This is a genomic window from Stenotrophomonas sp. TWI1149 (genome assembly GCF_039673155.1).
GTDB lineage: Bacteria > Pseudomonadota > Gammaproteobacteria > Xanthomonadales > Xanthomonadaceae > Stenotrophomonas > Stenotrophomonas maltophilia_AA.
Map to the genome: position 1 here is coordinate 102,565 of NZ_JBDJLB010000001.1, position 18,574 is coordinate 121,138.

Below are 18,574 nucleotides of genomic sequence, written 5' to 3' on the forward strand. Positions count from 1 at the left end.
TCCTCCTGCGACCGTGGCCACCAGCGCTCCCTCTTCCAGCGTGCAACAACAACGCCGCGGCTTCTGGCTGCGCACGCTGCACCAGTGGCATTGGATCAGCTCCGCGGTGTGCCTGATCGGCATGCTGCTGTTCGCCGCGACCGGCATCACCTTGAACCACGCGTCCAGGATCGAAGCCAGGCCGGAGGTGGTCAGCCGCCAGCTGGAGCTGCCTGCCGACCTGCTCGGCAAGCTCGGCGACCGCGCCGATGGCAACGCACCGCTTCCCCGCGTGGCCACCCGCTGGCTGGATGCGCAGCTCGGCATCTCGATCGGGCGCCGCCCGGCCGAATGGTCCGATGGCGAAATCTACCTGTCCCTGCCCAGCCCGGGGGCCGATGCCTGGTTGAGCATCGACCGCGAATCGGGCGCCGTGGAGTACGAATCCACCGCGCGCGGCTGGGTGTCCTATTTCAACGATCTGCACAAAGGGCGTAACGCCGGGCCAGCCTGGGGCTGGTTCCTGGATATCTTCGCCGTGGCCTGCCTGGTGTTCTGCATCACCGGCCTGTTCCTGCTGCACCTGCATGCCCGCCAGCGCCGCATGACCTGGCCGCTGGTCGGCCTGGGCCTGCTGATCCCGCTGCTGATCGTCCTGATCCTCATCCACTGACCTTCCCTTCCCGGAGCCGCACCATGCGCGTCACCCTGACCATCGCCCTGAGCGGCCTGCTGGCCACCTCGCCGGCCTACGCCACCACCCTGGACATCAATGTCGAGGTGCCCAAGCTCAACGTGGCCGAGTACCACCGCCCGTATGTGGCCGTGTGGCTGGAAGGTGCCGACCAGAAGGTCGCCGCCAACCTGTCGGTCTGGTACCAGCAGACCGGCAACAGCGAAGGCCATGGCACCAAGTGGCTGCCTGACCTGCGCCAGTGGTGGCGCAAGAGCGGCCGCACCCTGGAGGTGCCGGTGGACGGCGTGACCGGTCCGACCCGCCCGGTCGGCAAGCATGCGCTTTCGTTCAACGACAAGCAGCCGGCGCTCAAGGCACTGGCGCCGGGCAACTACACCCTGGTGGTGGAAGCGGTGCGCGAAGTCGGCGGCCGCGAACTGCTCAAGATCCCCTTCACCTGGCCGGTCACGGCCGCACAGACGGGCAAGGCCCAGGGCGCGACCGAACTCGGTCTGGTCACCCTGTCCGCCAAGCCCTGATACCCCATCCACCTGGAGTTTTTCGATGAAGCGCACGCTCGTCCTCGCCGCCGCCATGGCCGCCGCACTTCCGTTCTCCGCCCTGGCCCACAAGGCCTGGCTGCAGCCCTCGCAGACCGTGATCGCGGGCACCAACCCGTGGATCACGGTCGATGCGGCGGTCTCCAACGACCTGTTCTACTTCAACCACGTGCCGCTGCGCCTGGACAACCTGGTCATCACCGCGCCCGACGGCAGCACCGTGCAGCCGCAGAACGCGGCGACCGGCAAGTTCCGCAGCGTGTTCGATGTCGAGCTGACCCAGCAGGGCACCTACCGCCTGGCCACGATCAACAACGGCCTGTCGGCCAGCTGGGAAGAAGACGGCAAGCCCAAGCGCTGGCGTGGTACCCCGGCCACCTTCGCCACCGAGGTGCCGAAGAACGCGAAGAACCTGCAGGTCTCGCAGTCGGTCGGCCGCGTGGAGACCTTCGTCACCAACGGCACCCCGAACGACACCGCGCTCAAGCCGACCAACCAGGGCATCGAGATGATCGCGCTGGCCCACCCGAACGATCTGGTCGCCGGTGAAGCCGCGCGCTTCCGCGTGCTGGTCGACGGCAAGCCGACCGCCGGCCTGGCGTTCGAGATCACCCGCGGCGGCACCCGGTACCGCAACGCGCAGGACGAGATCAAGGTCAGCACCGATGCCAAGGGCGAGTTCGCCGTCACCTGGCCGGAAGCGGGCATGTACTGGCTGGAAACCGGCACCGAGGACAGCAAGACCTCGATCAAGGAAGCCAAGAAGCGTCGCCTGAGCTACGTGGCCACGCTGGAAGTGCTGCCGGAGTAACCGCCTGCGGCGCGGGCGCTGCACGCGCCCTCCACCTCACCCGCCCCTGTCGACACGACGGGGGCTTTTCACCCGACGCAGTCCGGCCATCGGGCTTACTAGGCCCCGACGTGCCCACCTCCATGAACAACCCGGATCTCGACATCGCCAGCCTCGGCGGCCACACGATGGGCACCACCTGGCAGGTAAAACTCGCCGTGGCGCGCAGCCGCGACCTGCACCCGCTTCACGCCGGCATCCAGGCGCAGCTGGACGCCATCGTGGCGCAGATGAGCACGTGGGAGGCCGACAGCGATATCGCGCGTTTCAACCGGGCGCCCGCCGGTGAATGGCAGGCGTTGCCGCCGTTGTTCGACACGGTGATGCAGTGCGCGCTGGAGATCGCACAGCGCAGCGGCGGCGCCTTCGATCCGACCGTGGGTCCGCTGGTGGCGCTGTGGGGGTTCGGCGCGCAGGCGCAGGCCCGGCAGATTCCCGATGCGGGCACCCTCGCCGCGACCCGTGCGCGGTGTGGCTGGCAACGCCTGCAGTGGCAGCCCGGTCGCCTGCGGCAGCCCGGTGGGCTGGCGCTGGATCTCTCGGCGATCGCCAAGGGCTTTGCGGTCGACCAGGTCAGCGCGTGGCTGCGCCAGAACGGCGTACACGCAGCGCTGGTGGAAGTCGGCGGCGAGCTGCACGGGTTCGGACGCAAGCCCGACGGTCAGCCGTGGCGCGTGCTGGTGGAATCCGCTCCGGAAGACGATGCGCAGGCAGACCATCCGCCGCGCGTGCTCGCGCTGACGGAGCGCGCGGTCGCCACCTCCGGTGATCGTTGGCACCATTTCGAGCACGGCGGTGAGCAGTACAGCCATACCCTGGATCCGCGCATCGGTGCGCCGGTCGCACGCGCCGCGGCCGCGGTCACCGTGGTTGCCGACAGCGCCATGCAGGCCGATGCCTGGGCCACCGCATTGACGGTGATGGGCGCCGACGACGGCATGGCATTTGCGCGCACCCATGCGCTGGCCGCACGCTTTGTCAGCCGGGGGACGCACGGTATCGAGGAACACATGAGTCCCGCATTCGAGCACCTGCTCGCCGACGACCGCGTGGACGCGGCATGAGCCTGCGTCCTTCCCGTGCGTGGCTGGGCAACCTGGGGGTGATGCTGGTGCTGGCGGCCATCGCCTGGGCGCTGCTGCGCCTGCACCTGGGTGAAGCGTGGTGGCAGAGCGCCCCCCTGGCCGCGCAGTGGCGCTGGGCCGCCGGCAGCCTGCTGCTGTATGCGGCGTTCTGCGCGCTGATCTGGTGGCGTGGACGACCGCGCGAGGCGCGCGTGGCCGATGACGGACCGGCCCCGATCCTGCTGGTCTGGGCGAGCCAGACCGGCTTCGCGCAGCAGCTGTGCGAACGCAGTGCGGACGCGTTGCGCGCTGCCGGACTGCCGGTCCGCATCCGCGCGCTGCATGCGGTGACGGCCGAGCTTCTGCAGCGCAGCGGGCAGGTGCTGTTCGTGGTCAGCACCACCGGCGAAGGCGATGCGCCGGATCATGCGCTGCCCTTCCTGCGCAACGTGATGCCGCAGGCGCTGGCCCTGCCACAGCTGCAGTACGGCGTGCTGGCGCTGGGCGACCGCAGCTATGGGCACTTCTGCGCGTTCGGCCACCAGCTCGATGCGTGGCTGCGCCAGCACGGCGCGCATCCGCTGTTCGATACCGTCGAGGTGGACAACGCCGATCCCGGCGCACTGCGCCACTGGCAGCAACTGCTCGGTCAGCTGGGCGGCGAAGCCGCCGAACTGCCGGACTGGGCGCCGGCCGAGTACCTGCCGTGGCAACTGCAGGCGCGGCATCTGGAAAACCCGGGCAGCCTGGGCGCACCGACCTACCGCATCACGCTGGTGCCGGCCGACGGCGTGCTGCCGGTGTGGCAGGCCGGCGACGTGGTCGAGATCGGACCGCAGCATGCACCGGCCGAGGTCGAGGCCTGGCTGCGGGATACCGGGTGGGAGGGCGACGCGGACATCGATGGGCGGCCGCTGCGCGCGCATCTCGCGCGTGCGCACCTCCCGGATGCCGATGAAATCCCGGCATCGGCCGACACGGCCGCACTGGTGGCCGCACTCCGCCCGCTTCCGCACCGCGAGTACTCGATCGCCAGCCTGCCCGCCGAAGGCCAGGTGCAGCTGCTGCTGCGCCGCCAGCTGCGTCCGGATGGCACGCCGGGGCTGGGCAGCGGGTGGCTGTGCGATCACGCTGCGCTGGAGGGTCGGATCGATCTGCGCTTCCGCAGCAACCCGAATTTCCACGGTGTCGCCGCCGCGATGCCGCTGATCCTGATCGGCAACGGCACCGGCATCGCCGGCCTGCGTGCCCACCTGCGCGAGCGCATCAGCGCCGGCGCGCGTCGCAACTGGCTGCTGTTCGGCGAACGCACGGCCGCGCACGATTTCTTCTTCGGCGACGACCTGCGCGCCTGGCAGCGCGATGGCTGGATCGCGCGGCTGGATACGGTGTTCAGTCGCGATGGTGGCGAGCATCACTACATCCAGGACCGTCTGCAGGCGCACATCGGCGAACTGCAGCAGTGGGTGCATGACGGGGCCACGATCCTGGTCTGCGGCAGCCTGCAGGGCATGGCGCCGGCGGTGGATGCGGTGATCGAGCAGGCGCTGGGTCGCGACCGCAAAGAAGCGCTGATCGTGGCCGGTCGCTACCGGCGCGACGTGTACTGAGGTTGCGTGCCGCTGCTCAGGCAGCGCGGCCGCCTGCACTCACGCGTATCGCCAACAACTCGCCGCCGCCGTGCAATGCAAACCGACGGCGCTCACCGGCCGCCAACCAGGCGGTATCACCGGCGGCCAGCGGTGCCAGCGACGGCTCGCCCTCGAATTCGGCCTGACCGGCAAGCAGATGGATCGCCCACGCCGCCTCGGGTTCGGTGAAGAAGAACATGCTGCCCACCAGCGGCCGGTGCAGCAGCTCGGCCTGCACGGCATCGCGCCGCCACATCAGATTGAAATCGTGGGTCACGCCATCGACCAGTTCGCCGGTCACCTGCGCTTCGCCGGCGAAGCGCAGGCGCTCATGCGGCGGCATCAGCGTGTGCACGGCGCCATCGGCAAAGCGCAGGCGCAGGCCTTCGCCACGCAGCAGCACCAGTTCGCGGTCGATGCCGGGAAACGCGGAGAACGCGGCGTCCTGCTCGATCTCGGCGATCGACAGGCGTACCTGCCAGTCGTCGTTGTCGGGCAGGCGCAGGATCTCGCGGGTCCAGCCGAGGCCATTGCGCCAGCGTTCGCGGCGGTACTCGAAGGAAGGAATGACGCGGCTGGCCGCGCCCAGGACGGTATCGGTCGACATGCGCCCAGTGTGCCTGAGCGGCGCACCGCAGTGCCCTCAGGACACGCCGCCGCAATCGGGTTCGAGCAGGCGCGAACGCGCCAGCCAGTCCTTGTCGGGGTAATACGCGAACACCATCGTGCCGCCGCGCAGGCTGTCGATCAGGGGCCGGGCCACGGACAGGCGCACCGCCGGGCAGCCCAGGCTTCGGCCCAGGCGCCCCTGCAGGCGCGCGATCGCGGGATTCACGTACGGCGCGCCGTGGATGACGATCGCGCGGTCGCGGGCGTGATCATTGAAGCCCGGTTCCAGCCCTTCCAGCCGCAGCGAATAGCCGTTGCCGCCCATGTAGGTTTCCTTGGCGGTGAACGCGCCCAGGCTGGACATGAAGCTGCCGTCCTTGTTGGAGAAATGCTGGGTACGGTTGTCACCGCTGTTGCGGCCATGCGCGACCCACTCCTCGAACAGCAGCCGCTGGCGCGTGAGATCGAAAATCCACATGCGCGGCTCGGTCGAGGGCCGGGAGTAATCGATCACGCTCAGTTTGCCCGGGTCGATGCCGAGTTCCGGACGACGCAGCGCGCAGCGCATCGCACGGGCCGCCAGCTGCAGTACCTGTTTGTCCGCGGCCGGCGCGGCCTTGGCCAGCATCTCGGCCATCTGCACCGGGCTGGTGGTCGGGGCCGGCGCAGGGCTGGCCGCGCCCGCCGTGGCGGACGCGATCAGGCCGCAGAACGCGGCAGGCAGCAATTTCACAACGGACATGGGCAGCACGCCAACCGGAGGCAACCTTTACAAAGTGGACCCACCGGCGTCGGATTCCAAGACAGGCTGCAGGTTCTGTTCATCGGCCACCGGGCGTACCGCCGGCAGGCTGGTGACCAGCAGCGTGGTGCCAGGCACCAGCACGCTGTACAGCTGCTCGGCGAATTCCGGCGGCAGCGCCATCGGCAGGCTCGGCGTGGCGAGCAGGTCCGGCGTCGCATTGGCGGCGGTCTGGCCCAGCAGCGGATAGGCGGTCCAGCGGTGCAGCGGGCGGTGCGGGTCCAGCGGGCTGGGGTTGTCCTGGTAGCCCTGGCCCATCACGAACAGGGTCGTCCCCTCGAAGGCCGGCAGGGCCTTGGCTTCCAACCGCGACTCACCGATCAGCACGCCGTCGCGCAGCACGTACAGGCGCTGGTCGTGCAGGCTGACCAGGATGCCCACCTGGCCGGCCGGGGCCGCCGCATCGTTCCAGTAATGCGCCGGGGCGTCGGTGCTCTCGACCAGCGGTTTGCCGGTGCTGCTGACCGGCGCCAGCACCGCCGGATAGGCCAGCGTCATCGGTGCGCTCTTGGCATCGGCCACCACCACGGTATCGCCGCGATGGGTCTCACCGAACAGTTTCTGCGCGAACGCCTGGGGCAGCCGCACGCAGCCGTGCGAGGCGGGATGCCCGGGCAGGCTGCCGCCGTGCAGCGCGATGCCATCCCAGGTCAGGCGCTGCATGTAAGGCATCGGCGCGCTGTTGTAGAGGTTGGACTTGTGGTCCTTGTCCTTCTGCAGGATCGTGAACACACCGGTCGGCGTTTCATGCCCGGTCTTGCCCGAGCTGATCGTGCTCATGCCGATCGCGATGCCGTTGCGGTAGACGTAGGCGCGCTGCTCATCCAGGCTGACCACCAGCACGATCGGGCCGGCCGGGGAAATCTCGGGGTGCCAGAGGAATTCGCCGGGCTTGAGATCGGTCGGGCCGCGCGGGGCCTCGGTGGTCCTGGTGGCCGTCGGCGCAGTGTTGGCGGCGGTGGCGGGAAGCAGCCCGGTCGCCAGCAGCGTCCCGAGCGCCAGACTCAACAGCGTGCTGCGTACTGCCATGTCGTGCATCCATTCAAAGAGATGCCGCCACGCTACACGAAGTGCCTGCATGCGTTCGCGAAAACAAGGGAGCACAAAAAGTAATTGCCCGGCCACACATCCCTGTGCAGACCGGGCAATCGATACATCCTTGTCGGCATCCCGCCTTCCCCCTGTGCATCCTGCCCAGTCTGGGTGCCGGCCATGCTCCATGCACTCGGCCGTATATGCTTCCGCCATCTCAGCCCTTCCCGGGGTCTGGATGCCACCGTCCTGGTGGGTCCGCGCCAATCCTTCCGCGCCGCTTCCGTGCGTGCTGCGTCCTGCAGCTGTCGGTGCCGCCGCGGCGTCCTGCCGTGGCGACCAGTGACCGGCGTCCTGCCTGTCCCGACCCGTCCTGTTGTTCAGCGCCTTGGTACGGAGGCCGGCGCTGCCCTCCTGGGCGGTGCCTCGACCGGTGCCTGCCTGGCGCCGGTCGTCATCCGTTGTCGATTCCGTTCGACGGTCGCTGTCCCTATCCCCTTCACCCGCGCCAGATCCTCGACGCGTTCGAAGGGTCCGTGTTGTCGCCGGTACGCGACGATCGCTTCGGCCTTCATCGGCCCCACGTTCGCCAATCCCTGCTGCAGCGTCGACGCATCCGCCGTATTGATGTTGATCCGATCGGCCGCGAAGGCCATTCCGCTCAACAGCAGTCCCAGCACCAGCGCCCTGCACGAAAACCAAGGTCCCACTGTGTAACTCCTTGTGGCTCGGAACCGGCCCCTGCCGGCACTCCTGTCGAAGGTTCCAGCGTCCCTCGCCACATACACACAGCCTATCGTCCACGGCACCTTCACACAGCAGGCCTAACACCCGACGTGGTGTAGGGAAATACCTACCCCAGCGCAGGCGTAGAATGGCGGGACTTGTCAAAAGCACTCCGGAGTTCAGATGGACAGCGCCAAGCTCGGCCAATTCGTCAGTGAAAAGTGGGACAACGAGATCGTCCCGCAATTGGTCGATTACATCCGTATCCCCAACAAATCGCCGATGTTCGACGCCGATTGGGTCGCCAACGGCTACATGGAACAGGCCGTCACCCTGATGGAAACCTGGGCCAAGGCCCAGAAGCTGCCGGGCCTGACCGTCGAGGTCGTGCGCCTGGAAGGCCGCACCCCGCTACTGCTGCTGGAAATCCCGGCCTCCGGCGCCGAGACCGGCGACGACACCATCCTGCTCTACGGCCACCTGGACAAGCAGCCGGAAATGACCGGCTGGGACGACGATCTCGGCCCGTGGATCCCGGTGCTGCGCGGCGACAAGCTGTATGGCCGCGGTGGCGCCGATGACGGCTATGCGATGTTCGGTTCGCTGGCGGCCGTGCTGGCGCTGCAGGAACAGGGCCTGCCGCACGCACGCTGCGTGATCCTGATCGAAGCCTGCGAAGAATCCGGCAGCTACGACCTGCCCGCCTACGTCGACCACCTGGCCGACCGCATCGGCAAGCCGTCGCTGGTCGTCTGCCTGGATTCGGGCTGCGCCAACTATGACCAGCTGTGGTGCACCACCTCGCTGCGCGGCCTGACCGGCGGCAACTTCTCGGTCAAGGTGCTCAACGAAGGCGTGCATTCCGGCGATGCCTCCGGCGTGATCCCGTCCAGTTTCCGCCTGCTGCGCCAGCTGATCTCGCGCATCGAGGACGAGAACACCGGCCGCATCCTGATCGACGGCATGAACGTCGAGATCCCGGCCGAGCGCCAGGAACAGGCCAAGCGTGCCGCCGAAGTGGTGGACACCGCGATCTTCGAGAAATTCCCGATGGTCGACGGCCTGCGCCCGATGAACGATGACCTGGCCGAACTGGTGCTCAACCGCACCTGGCGCCCGGCGCTGTCGGTCACCGGTGTGGACGGCCTGCCGCCGCTGGCGTCTGCCGGCAACGTGCTGCGTCCGCATACCGCGGTGAAGCTGTCGCTGCGCCTGCCCCCGACCGCGGACGGCAAGGCCTGCGGCGAGCTGCTCAAGGAAGCCCTGCTGCGCGATCCGCCGAACGGCGCGGAAGTGAAGCTGGATCTGGAAAAGGCCTCCAGCGGCTGGAACGCTCCGGCGATGGCGCCGTGGCTGACCCAGGCGATCGACGATGCCAGCCAGACCTTCTTCGGCAAGCCGGCGATGTACATGGGCGAAGGCGGCTCGATCCCGTTCATGGGCATGCTCGGCGAGAAGTTCCCGGGCGCGCAGTTCATGATCACCGGCGTGCTCGGCCCGCACTCCAATGCCCACGGCCCGAACGAGTTCCTGCACATCCCGATGGGCAAGCGCGTGACCTCGTGCGTGTCCAAGGTGATCAGCGAGCATTACGCGGCCAGCCTGCGTGGCGAGACCAGCGGTTCGCCGGTCGCCGCCGACAGCGGCACCCGTCACGGCGGCCACGGCTGCTGCTGACGTTGGCGGACGCAGCCTGGCCTTGCTAGGCTGCGTCCACCCTCTACTGACGTCTTTGGCATGAACGGACTGTTTGGCAGCACCAGCTGGCTCTACATCATCCTGGTCGGCTTCGTCGTCGGCCTGCTCGGGCGTTTCTTCATGCCCGGCAACAACCGCATGGGCTGCCTGCTGACCATCGTGCTCGGCATCGTCGGCGCCCTGCTGGCCGGCTGGTTCGGCCAGTACATGGGCTGGTATGCGCGCGGCGAGCCCGCCGGGTTCATCGGCGCCATCCTCGGCGCGGTCGTGGTCCTGGCCGTGCTCCGGCTGTTCAGCAGCAAGCGCTGAGCACCGCCCCTCTCTTCTTTCCCGCGCGCCCCCCGGCGCCGCTTCGACGTACCCGTCCATGAACGATCCTGCTTCCGATCCGCTGCGCGCCGAACTCCGCCGGCAGTGGACCTGCGCCGCCCTCGGCGACCCGGCCACCGCGCTCGACCGTGCCTCGGTCGACGCCGGTTTCCGCAGCTACTGGCGCGCCACCAGCGCGCGCGGCAGCCACATCGTGATGGACTCCCCGCCGGGGCTGGAGGACGTGCGGCCGTGGCTGCGCATGCACGACCTGCTCGAGCCCCATGGCGTGCGCGTGCCGCAGGTACTGGCGCGCGATGAGGACAACGGTTTCCTGCTGCTGGAAGACCTGGGCGGCCCCACCCTGGCCCGCCATATCGACACCAACAACGCCGATGCCTGGTTCGATGCCGCGTTCGAACAGCTGATCCGGCTGCAGTCGATTCCGGTGCCGGAGGGCATGGGCAGCTTCGGCGAGGCGCTGCTGCAGCGCGACGCCGGCCTGTTCGACGAATGGTTCCTGCAGCGTCATCTGGGCCTGGAGCTGGACTGCGGCGAGATCGAGAACCTGCAGCGCATGCATCGCCTGCTGATGGACAACGCGCTGCAGCAGCCGCAGGTGCTGACCCACCGCGATTTCATGCCGCGCAACCTGATGCCGATCGACGGTGGCCCGGCGGTGCTGGACTTCCAGGATCTGGTGCGGGGGCCGATCGCCTACGACCCGGTCAGCCTGTTCAAGGACGCGTTCCTGAGCTGGCCGATCGCGCGGGTGGATACCTGGCTGGCGCGCTATCACGCACAAGCGCTGGCGGCCGGCCTGCCGGTGCGGCCGTGGCCGCAGTTCCTGCGTGATGCCGACTGGATGGGCGTGCAGCGGCACCTGAAGATCCTCGGCCTGTTCGTGCGCCTGCGCGACCGTGATGGCAAGGGCCATTACTTCGAGGACGCCCCCCGTTTCATCCAGTATCTCGACGAGGTGCTGCCCCGCCATCCCGAACTGGCACCGCTGCACGCCCTGTTCGAGCTGCGGATCAAACCGGCCCTGGCCCACATCGCCGAGCCGGTGCTGGCGCGCCCATGAAAGCGATGATCTTCTCGGCCGGCAAGGGCGAGCGCATGCGCCCGCTGACCCTGCACACGCCCAAGCCGCTGCTGGTCGCCGGTGGCAAGCCGCTGATCGTCTGGCACCTGGAACGGCTCGCCGCGGCCGGCATCGATGAGGTGGTGATCAATACCGCGTGGCTCGGCGACCAGTTCGCGCCCGCGCTCGGCGACGGTGCGCGCTGGGGCCTGCGGCTGCACTTCATCGACGAAGGCGCGGTGCCGCTGGAAACCGGCGGCGGCATTCTCAACGCGCTGCCGATCCTCGGCGAGGCACCGTTCCTGGTGATCAACGGCGATGTGTGGACGGATGTGGATGTCGCCACGCTCCCGCGTATGCCCGCCGGCGATGCGCATCTGGTGCTGGTCGACAATCCCGCGCAGCACCCGCGCGGCGATTTCATCCTGCACGCCGATAGTCGCGTCAGCGATGACGGCGACAGCGCGCGACTCACCTATGCCGGTGTGGGCGTATACCGCCCGGCGATCATCGACGGGTGGCGCGCGGTGATCGGCGCGACCGTCGGCGCCGCCGCAACCCCGCCGCAATTCGGCCTGGCCCCGCTACTGCGGCACGCCATGGCGCAGGGCCGCGTGACCGGCCAGCACCATCGCGGGCGATGGACCGATGTGGGCACGCCCGAACGCCTGGCACAGCTGGATGCGGAACTGAACGCCTGACCCCGCCCTTACAACAGGTGCGGACCGTCTTCCAGAACCTGCCGCAGGAACGGCACGGTGATGCGGCGTTGCGCCGCCAGTGATTCGCGGTCCAGCCAGTCCAGCAGGCTGACCAGGCTGCCCAGTTCACGACCGGTGCGGGTCAGCAGCCATTCGATCGCCGCCTCATCGATCGCCAGCCCACGTCGCGCCGCACGCTCGCGCAGCACCGCCGCACGGCCTTCGTCGTCCAGCGGCTGCAGCACCACGCGCACGCACTGCTGCAGGCGTGAGCGCAGGTCCGGCAACACCAGCCCGAGCTGGTCCGGTGCGTGCTGCGCGGTGTACAGCAGGGTGATCCCCGTCGCGCGCGCGCGGTTGTGGAAATCGAACAGCGCCACTTCGTCGTCGCGCTGCCCGGCCACGGCATCCAGCCCATCCAGCGCGACCAGGTCGCGGCCTTCCAGTGATTCCAGCGCGGCGCGCGTGCGCCCCACCACCGCCTTCAGCGGCAGGTAGGTCGGCTGGCGGCCGGCCTGTTCGGCCAGCGAGCACATTGCCAGCGCCTGATGGGTCTTGCCGGTGCCCGGCGCGCCCTCCAGGTACACCCAGTCATGCGCGGCGCCCACGGCAATGGCGCGCAGCTGCGCCAGCGCACCATCCGGCGCACCGATGAACGTCTCCAACCGCTCGTCCTGCGGGTAGCGCAGGGCAAGCGGCAACTGCGGAACGACACTCACTGCGCGTCCGGCCCCTTCGGGTTGCCCACGATCACGATCTCGGGCTTGTCGACATAGGCATCGAGCACGATCGCCGACTTTTCACCGGCATACAGATCGCTCTGGCGATAGCGCTGGTGCGCGTAACGCAGCAGCACGTTGCTGACCGCCGCCACCGGCAGCGCCAGCAGCATGCCGAGGAAGCCGAACAACTGGCCACCGGCCATCACTGCGAAGATCACCGCCACCGGGTGCAGGCCGATCTTGTCACCGACGATGCGCGGGGTCAGCACGTAGCTTTCCAGCAGCTGGCCCACGGTGAACACCACGCCGACCAGGATCAGCAGCTTCAGATCGAAGCCCTGCGCCTGTACCAGTGCCGCCGCCACCGCCATCACGATGCCGGTGGTCGCGCCCAGGTACGGGATGAAGCTGATCAGGCCGGCAACCAGGCCGATCAACAGGCCCAGCTTCAGGCCGACCAGCGACAGGCCCGCGGCGTACACCACGCCCAGCGCGATCATCACCAGGAACTGGCCACGGATGAACGCACCGAGCACCTCGTCCGACTCACGCGCCAGCTTGGTGATGGTGCCGACATGGTTGCGCGGAATCATCGAGGCCACGCGCTCGACCAGCTTGTCCCAGTCGCGCAGGAAGTAGAACGCCAGGATCGGCAGCAGCAGGAGGTTGACCACCCACGTGACCATGGTGAAGCCCGAGCGCTGCACGTAGCCGAAGAAGGTCTTGGCGAACCCGCCGGCCTGCTGCCAGTGGCTGCGCACCCATTCGATCAGGCGGTCCGGGTCCATCCACTGCATGATCTCCAGCCCGGTCTTCTGCTCGAACCACGGGATGCCTTTCTCCATCAGCCACTGCTGTGCCTGCGGGATCGCCGCCACCAGGGTGGCGATCTGGCGTTCGATCATCGGCACCAGGATCAGCAGCGCGGCGGTGATCAGCAGGATCATGGCCACGAACACCAGCACCACGCCGGTGTTGCGCGAGCGGCCGGTGGCCTCGATCCGGTCGACCAGCGGGTCGCCCAGCCATGCCAGCGCCAACGCCAGCACGAACGGCGTCAGGATCGGGCCGAGCAGCCAGATCACCCATCCGGCGAAAAGCGCCACCAGTACGAATTTCAACCGTCGGAGGAACTGCGCGATTTCTGCTTCGGGGGTGAGGATCATCGCAGGCGGTACTCGTTGCTGGCAGGCGGCGGCAGGGCCGAGGGACTGGTTTCATCGATCGGCACCGGCAGCGGCGCGGTCGGCGCGATCACGCCGTTGTCGCCCAGCATGCGGTTCAGGCCGGCCAGGCCGGTGGTCATCTCCAGCGACAGCTCCAGGCGGTCACCCGAGGCGCGCACCGGGGTGACGTTGCGGACCACGGCGGTCTCGCGCAGGCCAGCGGCCAGGCGCATGTAGTCCTCGGCGCTGTTCAGGCCCAGCACCACGATGGTGTACGTGCCGGCCGCACCGGTGGCGGCACCGGCCTTGGCGTACCGGCGCACCAGCGCATCGGCGGCACCGTCGGCGCCACTGGCCATGGCGCGACGGGCGTCGCTGTCCTTGGTGGTCCACTTGTTGAGTTCTTTGCCACCGTCGACGAATACCCAGTCGGCCACCCAGCCGCTGCCATCGCGGTAGAGCTTGCCGATCAGCTGCATCGGCGGGGCGTAGCGCGCCGAGGCGCGGGCCACGGACGCGGTGTCCTGGCGCCAGATCGCGCCGACCAGCGCCTGCTCGGCCGCGCTGCCCGAGGGCAGGCCCAGCTTGTAGCCGCGCTCGATGGCGCGATTCAGCAGCGGGCGGGCTGCATTGGCCTGCTGGACGGTCACCAGGCGCGGGCCGGAGCCGTCGTCGATGGCCAGCCAGATCACCGGCTTGGGACGCGGCTGCGGCCACAGCGGCAGGCCGAGGGCCGAGATCAGGCCGTCAACGTCATCCTCGCGGAAGCGGGCGACCAGGATCGTGCGGTAGCTCGGCGCGCCACCGGCCGAGGTGCTCTGGTCCTGGCGGTAGTCATAACTGGCCACGTAATCCTTGGCATTGCGCAGGGCCTGCATCACCCCCGGGCGGCTCATCACGCTGCGGTCGCCCGAGAGTTTGGCCAGCACATTGCCCAGCGCCCTGGCCAGGGCACCGTTGCGGTCCGAATCGGCCTGGCTGTTGACCGGGACCTCGGCCTCGTAAGCGCCACTGGCACTGGCCACATCGCCTTCGGTGCGCAGGCCGCTCTGGGCCATCGAGGCCACCGGCAGGCACAACGCGAGGAACATCATGAAAAAGAGGCTGCGGCGCATCAGGACTTCCATTGAGCGTATCCGGGGGGAATTGTTGCCCGAATAGGGCCTGCGCGCCAACGTGGCCTGTTAAAATCGCGCTTTCACCCCAGCGCAGCGCCGACGCCCGTGACCAATTCCCCGTCCCATCCCTCTCCCCTGACCTACCGCGACGCCGGTGTCGACATCGACGCGGGCAATGAGCTGGTCGAGCGCATCAAGCCGCTGGTGAAGCGCAGTTTCCGCCCGGAAGTCATGGGCGGGCTGGGTGGCTTCGGCGCCCTGTTCGACCTCTCCAACAAGTACCGCGAGCCGGTCCTGGTCTCGGGTACGGACGGCGTGGGCACCAAGCTGAAGCTTGCACAACAGCTGGGCCGCCACGACACGATCGGCATCGATCTGGTGGCCATGTGCGTGAACGACGTGCTGGTGCAGGGCGCCGAGCCGCTGTTCTTCCTGGATTATTTCGCCACCGGCAAGCTGGACATCGACACCGCTGCGGCGGTCGTGGGCGGCATCGCCAACGGCTGCACCGAGGCCGGTTGCGCGCTGATCGGCGGTGAAACCGCGGAAATGCCGGACATGTATGCCCCGGGCGAGTACGACCTGGCCGGCTTCACCGTCGCCGGCGTCGAGAAAAGCGAGCTGAAGGACGGCGCCAGCGTGGCGGCCGGCGACGTGCTGATCGGCATCGCCTCCTCCGGCCCGCACTCCAACGGCTACTCGCTGGTGCGCCGCATCTACGACCGCGCCGGCCAGCCGGCCGAGCTGGAGCTGGAGGGCGGGGTCAAGCTGGTCGATGCGCTGATGGCGCCGACCCGCCTGTACGTCAAGCCGATCCTGGCGCTGCTGAAGACCCACGGCGCGGCCATCCACGGCATGGCCCACATCACCGGTGGCGGCCTGACCGAGAACATCATCCGCGTGGTGCCCGAGGGCCTGGGGCTGGACATCCAGGCCAATGCCTGGACCCTGCCGCCGGTCTTCCAGTGGCTGCAGAAGGAAGGCGCCGTGGCCGACAGCGAAATGTGGCGCACCTTCAACTGCGGCATCGGCTTCGTGCTGATCGTGGCCGCCGAGCAGGTCGCCGCGGTCAGTGCGGCCGTGGCCGCGCAGGGCCTGGAGCACTGGACGATCGGTCAAGTGACCACCGCCGACGGCGCCGAACGCGTCAAGATCGGCTGAGCCCGGTCATGGAGCCCCGCCCGGAGGCCGCTGCTCAACCGCCGTCGCTGCCCGTCGCAGCGGCGCCGGCCCTGCCGGCCACCGCGGGTGACACCTCGCAGCTGCAGTTGCTGTCGGTCTTCCACTATGTGGTGGCGGGCCTGACCGCCCTGTTCTCGCTGTTCCCGCTGATCTACCTGCTGATGGGGCTGGCGGTGATGTTCGCCGCGCCGACGCCGCTGGCGCCCGGTGAGGCGCCGCCGCCGTTCGATCCGCGCCTGATCGGCTGGGTGTTCGTGCTGATCGGCGGCCTCGGCTGCGCGACCGGACTGGTCCTGGCCGGCTACATGGCCTACGCCGGGCGCTGCCTGGCGCAGCGCCGACGCTACCTGCTGTGCATGGTCGTGGCCGGCATCGCCTGCATCTTCATGCCGTTCGGCACCGCGCTGGGGGTGTTCACCCTAGTGGTGCTGTCACGCCCGGCCGTCAAGGCAGCCTTCGAAACCGCATGAGCAGCCGTATCGCCGTACTCGCCTCCGGCCGGGGCAGCAATCTGCAGGCCATCCTCGACGCCATCGCCGCGCAGCGGCTGGATGCGCAGGTTGTGGCCGTGCTTTCGGACAAACCCGAGGCCTCGGCCCTGCTCAAGGTCGGCCCGGCGCAGCGCTGGGCACGCTCGCCCAGGGACTTCGCCGACCGCGCCGCCTTCGACGCGGCGATGGCCGAGGCATTGGAGGCCTTCGCCCCGGACTGGATCGTCTGCGCCGGCTACATGCGCATCCTCGGGCCGGCCTTCGTGGCGCGTTTCGACGGGCGCCTGGTCAATATCCATCCCTCGTTGCTGCCGCTGTACAAGGGCCTGCACACCCATGCCCGCGCGCTAGAGGCCGGTGATGCCGAGCACGGCGCCAGCGTGCACTTCGTGGTGCCCGAACTCGATGCCGGCACCGTGCTGGCCCAGGCCCGGGTGCCCGTGCGGTCGGGCGACACCGCCGAAGCGCTGGCCCTGCGGGTGCTGGCGGTGGAGCATCCGCTGCTGATTGCGAGCCTCTCGCTGCTGGTCAGCGGCCGCGTAACTGAACAGGCAGGTCAGCTCCAGCTCGATGGTCACCCCCTGTTTAGCCCGCTGCGCCTAGATTGCGCCGGACAGCTGAACCGATAAGCGCCGCGCACACGCGCCGCTGATCCCGGCGCTGGCATTCTTTCCCCTCCTCCACCGACCGGCCCGCATGAGAACGCCTGTGTTCAAGCCCGTGCTGCTGATGGCATCCCTGCTGTGCACCGCTGCTCTTGCCCACGCGCAGGAGACGCCCACGCCACCGCTGCCCGCGTTGCCTGCCATGGACTGGGAGGCGCCGCCGCTGCAGCCGTTCACCGCCACCTACCAGGCCCTCTACAAGGGCAAGCAGGCCGGCGATGCGACCATGCGCGTCACCCACACCGGCGGCGACCAGTGGCGCGTGGACATGCAGGTGATCGGCCGCAGCGGCTTTGCCAGCGTGCTCGGGCTGAACCTGGAACAGAGCACCGTCTTCGAGAACCGCAACGGCACCTATGTGCCGCTGAGCCAGAGCACGGTGCGCAAAGGCCTGTTCCTCGGCAAGAAGGTCACCGGCACCTACGACTGGAAGGCCGGCACCGCGCAGTGGCTGGGCGACCTGAAGAAGGAACGCCGCCAGCCGATTCCGCTGCAGCCCGGCGACCAGAGCGCGCTGCTGCTGAACCTGGCGATCATGCGCGACGCCCGCCCCGGCGGGCAGATGCATTACCGCTATGTGGACGTGGGCCGCGTCCGCCAGCACGACTACCAGGCCGCGCCGGACACCGAAACCGTGCCGGTCGGCGATCTGTCCTACAACGCGCTGCGGGTGTATCGCACCAACGGCGGCAATGACGAAACCATCCTCTGGATCGCCAACGGTGTCCCCACGCCGGTGCGCATCCTGCAACGCGAAGACGGCGAAGATCGGATTGATCTGCGCCTGATCGAATACCAAGGAGTCTGAGCATGACCACACTGAATCGTCCGCTGACCTGGATCGCCGCTGGCGCGCTTGCCGTGGTGAGCCTGCCCGCGATGGCACTGCAGCCGTTCAAGGCCGATTACCAGGCCAGCTACATGGGCATGCAGGCCAACGGCACCATGACCCTCACCAGCGAAGGCGCCAACAAGTGGCGTTACAGCCTCAACGTCAAGAACCAGCTGGCCGACCTCAGCCAGAACACCGTGTTCGAGGAAGCCAACGGCCGCCTGCGCCCGCTGAGCAGCAACGACCGCTCGGTGCTGCTGGTCAAGAAGCGCAACGTGGATGCCACCTACAACTGGAGCAGCAACCAGGCCACCTGGACCGGCGACGTGAAGCCGGACCGCCGTGGTCCGGTCGCGCTCAAGGCCGGTGACATGGATGCCCTGCTGATCAACCTGGCGATCGCGCGCGACCTGGCCGCCGGCAAGCCGCTGAATTACCGCATGGTCGACGAAGGCCGGATCAAGCCGATGTCCTACAAGGTGGTCGGCAAGGAAAAGATCACGGTGGGCGGCAAGTCCTACGACGCGACCAAGGTGTCGCGCGTGGATGGCAACAAGGAACTGATCGCCTGGATCGTGCCGGAGTTCCCGGTGCCGGCGCGCCTGCTGCAGCGTGAGAGCGGCAAGGATGCGCTGGATCTGACGATCAAGGGCATGAACTGACCAAGAAAAACGCCC

General features: G+C 68.5%; 21 protein-coding genes. 14 read left to right on the forward strand and 7 right to left on the reverse strand.

From position 1 onward, the window contains the following. The first annotated feature begins 13 nt into the window (after positions 1–13). From ABE424_RS00450 to ABE424_RS00470, 5 genes are all read left to right on the forward strand, one after another. A complete protein-coding gene (locus ABE424_RS00450; protein ID WP_346492536.1) occupies positions 14–652 on the forward strand; it encodes a PepSY-associated TM helix domain-containing protein in 639 nt (212 codons plus the stop codon). Between the two features lie 23 nt (positions 653–675). Continuing rightward, on the forward strand, positions 676–1,194 hold the full coding sequence (locus ABE424_RS00455) for a DUF2271 domain-containing protein (RefSeq protein ID WP_102789113.1): 519 nt from the start codon (positions 676–678) through the stop codon (positions 1,192–1,194). 25 nt (positions 1,195–1,219) lie between these two features. Beyond that, positions 1,220–2,026 (forward strand): DUF4198 domain-containing protein, encoded by an 807-nt coding sequence (locus ABE424_RS00460; RefSeq protein ID WP_346479520.1) that lies wholly within the window; start codon positions 1,220–1,222, stop codon positions 2,024–2,026. A 122-nt stretch (positions 2,027–2,148) separates the two neighbouring features. Further along, a complete protein-coding gene (locus ABE424_RS00465; protein ID WP_346492537.1) occupies positions 2,149–3,129 on the forward strand; it encodes an FAD:protein FMN transferase in 981 nt (326 codons plus the stop codon). Beyond that, positions 3,126–4,739, forward strand: a complete 1,614-nt coding sequence (locus ABE424_RS00470; protein ID WP_346492538.1) for a flavodoxin domain-containing protein — start codon at positions 3,126–3,128, stop codon at positions 4,737–4,739. Before ABE424_RS00465 ends, ABE424_RS00470 begins: the two co-directional genes overlap by 4 nt. A gap of 16 nt (positions 4,740–4,755) precedes the next feature. Here the strand turns inward: ABE424_RS00470 and ABE424_RS00475 are convergent, their stop codons facing one another. From ABE424_RS00475 to ABE424_RS00490, 4 genes are all read right to left on the reverse strand, one after another. Then, positions 4,756–5,367 (reverse strand): HutD family protein, encoded by a 612-nt coding sequence (locus ABE424_RS00475; protein ID WP_346492539.1) that lies wholly within the window; start codon positions 5,365–5,367, stop codon positions 4,756–4,758. Between the two features lie 36 nt (positions 5,368–5,403). Continuing rightward, positions 5,404–6,111: a murein L,D-transpeptidase catalytic domain family protein gene (locus tag ABE424_RS00480; RefSeq protein WP_179460961.1), complete on the reverse strand. Its 708-nt coding sequence runs from the start codon at positions 6,109–6,111 to the stop codon at positions 5,404–5,406. Between the two features lie 27 nt (positions 6,112–6,138). Further along, complete coding sequence (locus ABE424_RS00485; RefSeq protein ID WP_346492540.1) at positions 6,139–7,200, reverse strand: L,D-transpeptidase; 1,062 nt, start codon at positions 7,198–7,200, stop codon at positions 6,139–6,141. Between the two features lie 383 nt (positions 7,201–7,583). After that, positions 7,584–7,859, reverse strand: coding sequence for a ComEA family DNA-binding protein (locus tag ABE424_RS00490; RefSeq protein ID WP_179461006.1), 276 nt, complete (start codon positions 7,857–7,859; stop codon positions 7,584–7,586). A 253-nt stretch (positions 7,860–8,112) separates the two neighbouring features. On the opposite strand from ABE424_RS00490, the gene ABE424_RS00495 reads away from it, so the two are divergent. Genes ABE424_RS00495 through murU form a run of 4 tightly spaced genes read left to right on the forward strand, consistent with a single transcriptional unit; the run spans position 8,113 to position 11,721 of the window. After that, positions 8,113–9,606: a M20 family metallopeptidase gene (locus ABE424_RS00495; protein WP_346479514.1), complete on the forward strand. Its 1,494-nt coding sequence runs from the start codon at positions 8,113–8,115 to the stop codon at positions 9,604–9,606. A 60-nt stretch (positions 9,607–9,666) separates the two neighbouring features. Continuing rightward, positions 9,667–9,936 carry a GlsB/YeaQ/YmgE family stress response membrane protein gene (locus ABE424_RS00500; protein ID WP_176990824.1) on the forward strand — a complete coding sequence of 90 codons (270 nt, stop codon included), beginning with the start codon at positions 9,667–9,669 and terminating at the stop codon, positions 9,934–9,936. A gap of 58 nt (positions 9,937–9,994) precedes the next feature. Further along, positions 9,995–11,020 carry a phosphotransferase gene (locus ABE424_RS00505; protein ID WP_346492541.1) on the forward strand — a complete coding sequence of 342 codons (1,026 nt, stop codon included), beginning with the start codon at positions 9,995–9,997 and terminating at the stop codon, positions 11,018–11,020. Continuing rightward, on the forward strand, positions 11,017–11,721 hold the full coding sequence (murU, locus tag ABE424_RS00510; RefSeq protein WP_346492542.1) for an N-acetylmuramate alpha-1-phosphate uridylyltransferase MurU: 705 nt from the start codon (positions 11,017–11,019) through the stop codon (positions 11,719–11,721). Before ABE424_RS00505 ends, murU begins: the two co-directional genes overlap by 4 nt. A gap of 8 nt (positions 11,722–11,729) precedes the next feature. On the opposite strand, the gene hda is transcribed toward murU, so the two are convergent. From hda to ABE424_RS00525, 3 genes are read right to left on the reverse strand one after another with little or no spacing between them, the layout of a single operon-like run. Then, positions 11,730–12,440 carry a DnaA regulatory inactivator Hda gene (gene hda / locus ABE424_RS00515; protein ID WP_176990827.1) on the reverse strand — a complete coding sequence of 237 codons (711 nt, stop codon included), beginning with the start codon at positions 12,438–12,440 and terminating at the stop codon, positions 11,730–11,732. Beyond that, positions 12,437–13,609 carry an AI-2E family transporter gene (locus tag ABE424_RS00520; protein ID WP_346479511.1) on the reverse strand — a complete coding sequence of 391 codons (1,173 nt, stop codon included), beginning with the start codon at positions 13,607–13,609 and terminating at the stop codon, positions 12,437–12,439. Before ABE424_RS00520 ends, hda begins: the two co-directional genes overlap by 4 nt. Then, positions 13,606–14,724: a DUF2066 domain-containing protein gene (locus ABE424_RS00525; RefSeq protein ID WP_241696618.1), complete on the reverse strand. Its 1,119-nt coding sequence runs from the start codon at positions 14,722–14,724 to the stop codon at positions 13,606–13,608. Before ABE424_RS00525 ends, ABE424_RS00520 begins: the two co-directional genes overlap by 4 nt. A gap of 108 nt (positions 14,725–14,832) precedes the next feature. Between ABE424_RS00525 and purM the strand changes: the two genes are divergently transcribed. The 5 genes from purM (at position 14,833) to ABE424_RS00550 (ending at position 18,559) form a co-directional block, all read left to right on the forward strand. Further along, on the forward strand, positions 14,833–15,888 hold the full coding sequence (gene purM, locus ABE424_RS00530) for a phosphoribosylformylglycinamidine cyclo-ligase (protein WP_346492543.1): 1,056 nt from the start codon (positions 14,833–14,835) through the stop codon (positions 15,886–15,888). An 8-nt stretch (positions 15,889–15,896) separates the two neighbouring features. After that, on the forward strand, positions 15,897–16,379 hold the full coding sequence (locus ABE424_RS00535) for a hypothetical protein (RefSeq protein ID WP_346492544.1): 483 nt from the start codon (positions 15,897–15,899) through the stop codon (positions 16,377–16,379). Next, entirely contained in the window at positions 16,376–17,029 is a 654-nt protein-coding gene (gene purN, locus ABE424_RS00540) for a phosphoribosylglycinamide formyltransferase (RefSeq protein WP_346492545.1), read from the forward strand. The genes ABE424_RS00535 and purN overlap by 4 nt, the downstream gene beginning before the upstream one ends. A gap of 67 nt (positions 17,030–17,096) precedes the next feature. Further along, positions 17,097–17,873, forward strand: coding sequence for a DUF3108 domain-containing protein (locus ABE424_RS00545; protein ID WP_346492546.1), 777 nt, complete (start codon positions 17,097–17,099; stop codon positions 17,871–17,873). Between the two features lie 2 nt (positions 17,874–17,875). Then, positions 17,876–18,559 (forward strand): DUF3108 domain-containing protein, encoded by a 684-nt coding sequence (locus tag ABE424_RS00550; RefSeq protein ID WP_176990832.1) that lies wholly within the window; start codon positions 17,876–17,878, stop codon positions 18,557–18,559. Positions 18,560–18,574 lie beyond the last annotated feature (15 nt).